Annotated in this window: 1 protein-coding gene; it reads right to left on the bottom strand. The window is 72.3% G+C overall.

The window, feature by feature from the left end; all coding sequences use genetic code 11:
• Nucleotides 1-296: 296 nt before the first annotated feature.
• A partial coding sequence (locus HKK72_RS36625; RefSeq protein ID WP_187238983.1) for a glycoside hydrolase family 38 C-terminal domain-containing protein occupies nt 297-4,364 on the bottom strand: 4,068 nt, incomplete at its 5' end.

Here is a 4,364-nt window from a genome sequence, read left to right as displayed (position 1 = left end):
GCCGAAGGCGATCAGACCCACCGCTAAAGCGGCGCGCAGCCGGAGCGGGCGCCGACCGCACCGGGCAGGTGAGCCTGCTCGCTCCGGACCGGATCCGACGACGCCAAGGTGAAAGAGGTCGTTCAGCTGGGACTCGGTGCCCGGTCTGCTGCGTACGGCACAGCGCACGCTCCGCGTCGCCAAGCCGACCAACCACTACCTGGTCGATGGCGGCTGACCTCAACGGCAAGGTGCTACGCAGCTTCCCTCGAGGTGGCTGAACCGGATACCCGTACGGCCCACCTGCGACAGGCGGTCTACACCGGCTCGTCGGCGGAGATCTGTATCGGGATGGCCATGGTGTAGTGGAGCCGGCCGAAACAGGCGACCTTGGCCATGACCCACCAGTGCGCGCCCCGCCGTGCGGCGGCGGAAGCCCGGATGACGAAGCGCAGGTCGGCGGCGGCACCGGGTGCGACGGCGAAGCCTTGTGTCCAGGGCGTGACCAGTGTGTCGGAGCCGGGACCCCATGTGCCCATCGGGCTGATGAGCTGGGCCTCCCCGCGCACTTCGCCGCCTGTCGGGTTGCTCAGCCGTGCGATGATCTCTCCCTCGCCACCAGGGGGCAGCAACAGACCCTCGGGCTGGAGGGCGACCGAGACCGGCGTTTCCGCCTGTCCCGCTCCGACGATCACCGTGGTGCTGTCCTCGATGACCTGGCCGAGCGCATCGCCGATCCGGGCGGCCAGGAAGTACGTCCCGGTGGCGTGCGCCCGAACCGTCAGGGTGAACTCGGCGTGCTCACCGGCCACGAGGTCGTACTCCAGGGGCGCGTGGTCCACGGACAGTCCCTGCGGCACCGCGAGCTCGACGCGGCCGCCCGCCGGACGGGTCGACGTACTGACGGTCACCCGTACGGTCGTGCTGTCCTCCGGCTCGCTCAGCGACGTTGTGGCCGGGCCGATGTGCACGCTGACCGGCAGGTTGCCGACCGGCGCCGGTCCCTTGTTGTGCAGCCAGTAGCGGGCGAAGACCGGCTGCGCGGGCTCGGTCCGGGGGCCGAGGCGTCCCTGGCCCGAAGCCCGGCCCACAAGCCGGCTCGAAGCCTCGCTGGAACTCTCGCCGGAAGCCCTGCCGGAAGGCTCGCCGGGGGCGTCCGACGTGGCCGGCCGGGCGCTCAGCGTCATGATGCCGGAGGCGCCGAGCCGCACGGTCACCGTGTCGCCGGTCTCGGTGCCGGAGGCGACCTGCTCGTGACCCTCCGGTCGGGTCTCCTCCAGAACGTTGACGACCCGGGCGTCGGTGAGCCCGCCGAGCAGCCGGATCCGTGCCTCGGCGGGCCGGCCGGACGACTCGTACACCCGCACGATCACGCCCTCGGAGACGTCGGCCTCACCCGGCTCTCCGGACGCCAGGGGGTTGCCCTTCGGCTTGAGCGCCGTGAGCACGACATGGCCGGGTTCCACCGACGCCAGGCTCGCGGCCGTGGACAGGGCGCCACCGCCCGGCCGGACGGGGCGGGCGAGCACGCCGTGGTTGTACTCCTGCCCGGCCCGGACGAATCCGGCGTCCCGCCAGTCGCCGGGACCGGCGACGAGAGAGTAGGAGAACGTGTGGCTCCAGTGCTGCCAGGCGAAGCTGGAGCCGTCGGGGGCGGTGCGCCGCGCTCCGTCGATCCAGACGCCGCACGGCCATGTGCTGCAGGACCGCATCAGGTTGAGATACAGGGTGCCGTCCGTGCCCGCGACGAACCCGGGTGTCCCCTGGTTGAGCAGACCGACCGAGTAGCCGTCGAGGGGGTCGGGCGTCCCGGCCAGGTCCGAGGGCCTGGAGACCTCGATGACCGAGTCGGCCACGTCGGTGCTCAACCGAGTGATCTCGGCGCCCAGGTCGTCGCCCGCCACGATGAGCACCGGGAGGTCCCGCGGCCCGCGCAGGTCGGCGGTCGGGGTCCAGACGTCCTCGAGCGGGCGGACGGCCGGCACGAACACCCGGCCGTGCCGGTCGAGCGCGGTCGCGTAGGAGACGTCGGCGTCGGCCAGCACCGCCGCGGCGAAGGCGTTGTCGCCGGGGCCACCGAGGACGATCCGTACGTCCGGAAGGTTGGAGTCGACGTCGAGGGAGCCGTAGCGGGGGCCGCCCGGCCGTGAGCACGTGGCGGTGACGCCCTGGCCGGCGAGCCCGGCGACGAGTGCCCGGACCTCGTCGGGGAAACGCGCACCGGCGGATTCGGCGACATCCGGCTCGATCACCTCTGCGACGCCGATCGCGTGCTCGTGCCGCGAGCCGTCCGCGCCGGTCAGTGCGATGCGCGCCGCCGAGCTGAGCGCCACCCAGTTGTGCGCCGGGTTGTCGAGCGTCCACAGTGACTCGGCCGCGTCGGCGTCGGGGAAGCCGAACGACCGGCCGACGGCGGCGAACCCCGTCTCGGACACCGGCCGGGCGCCCGGGACGTCGACGGCGAATCGCATACGCAGCAGCCGGTCGTGCCCGATGGACCCGTCGACGTGGCTGCGGAAGTCGACGCGGTCGACGCCGTCCCAGAGCAGGGTCTCCTGAGTGACGCGCAGTTCGTCGATCGTCGTCTCGGACACGACCCGGCGGCCGATGGGGCACTTCTCGACGCGCACGTTCGCCACGTTCTCGCCGGTGCCGCGCCCGGGCCCCTTGGGCAGCAGGTGCCAGGGCCCCTCGCCCCAGACCGGGTGGGTGGCGTGCTCCTCGAACACGACGAGTTCGCCGCCGACCCGGCCGGGGCGCAGCAGCTCACGGCCGGTTCGCAGGTCGCGGATCGAGGAGAGCGCGCCCCCTCGCCCGGGGTCGGCCTCGACACCGAACGCGGCGTTGGCGGCCACGAGGCCGCCCGTGGCCGTCCACCCTCCGGGCACGTCGGCGGCCTCGACGGCGCGGTACACACGGTGACCGAGCGCGGGCACGTCCTTCGCGAGGAACGTCAGGGTGATCTCGGCCAGGGTGCCGTCGCCGTGCCGCCGCAGCGACTCGGTCATGGCGGCCACGGGCCCGCCCACGTCGTCTCGCAGCTCGACGCCGCCGTGACCGGGCTCGGGGAAGGCGATCCGCACGGCCGTGATCCCGTCGCGCGGCCACGACAAGGTGTTGACCACCATGACGGGGCGGCCCGCACCCGAGGTGTCGGTGTGCGCGGCGATGTGGTCGATGGCGGCCGTCCGCACCTCGTCGCCGAGTTCGTACGCCTCGCGCCAGCCGCCGAGCAGGTCGAGATAGACCTGGTCGGACTCGCTGCCGGTGATGGCGTCGTGGTGGGCGCCGAAGGCGAGCTGGCGCCACGCCTTGTCGAGGGCCTCGGACGGGTAGCGGGCCCCGCCGAGCAGCATGGCGAGCGTGGCCAGCCGCTCGCCGTCGAGCACCGCGATCTCGGCGACCCGCTGGGCCTGCTTGGTGTCGATGTACGAGACGTCCTTGCCGGTGTAGACGGGGTTCATGTCGCGGGTCTGCGGGCTCAGCCGCGTCCGGCGCTCACCCGTCTCGTGTCGTACGGCGCCGAAGAAGTCGCGGGGCAGCCCGACCACGAACCTCGGCCAGACGTAGCGCTTGGCCCACTCGCGGTGCACCTCGGTGCACCAGCGGGACGGCACCACGTGGTCGGCACCGACCGGCAGCAGCACGTTGCGGGTCGCGGCCACCGGCCGCAGCAGCCGGAACTGCCGGGCGGCCTCCTCGATGGCGTCCTCGACGTTGTCGCGGCGTTCCATCTCCCAGCCGGCGCCGTAGTGGTTCGCCATGTACGAGGTGAGCAGCCCGCGCCCGTCCGGCGAGATCCACTCGAACTCGCTCGCGAACTGCATGCGCCGGTTGTCGCCGACGTGCCGGTTCGGCCCCCACATGTGAAAGGGCCCCCGCGCCCACGAGCTCGACGTCAGCCCGGCGTCGGCCATCAGTCCCGGAAAGGCAGGATCGTGCCCGAAGACGTCCAGCATCCACGCCGAGGCCGGATCCCCGCCGACGACGTCCCGCTGGTAGCCGACCCCGTAGACCGCGTTGCGGATCGTCGACTCGGGATGGGTGAGGTTGGTGTTCGGCTCGTTGTAGGTGCCGCCGACCAGCTCGACGCGGCCCTCGCTCAGGAAGCGCCGCAGGTCGGCGCGGTCCTCGGGGAAGCTGTCCCAGTACGGCTTGAGATAGTCGACCTCGGCCAGCACGAACTTGTAGTCGGGGTCGAGCCGGGCCGCCTCCAGATGCGCCCGGCAGAGGTCGAAGGCGGTCTTGACCTCGGCGGGCCGGATGCTCTCAGCGGCCGGAAGGTCGTACCAGACCTCGGTGAACGCGGCCTGGGTGTTCCACCACACGGGGTCGTAGTGGAAGTGCGAGACCATCCACATCGTCCAGCCGGTGTCCGCCGACAC

Source organism: Actinomadura sp. HBU206391 (genome assembly GCF_014323665.1).
Classification (GTDB): Bacteria; Actinomycetota; Actinomycetes; order Streptosporangiales; family Streptosporangiaceae; genus Actinomadura_C.
This window is presented reverse-complemented; position numbering and strand designations above follow the sequence as displayed.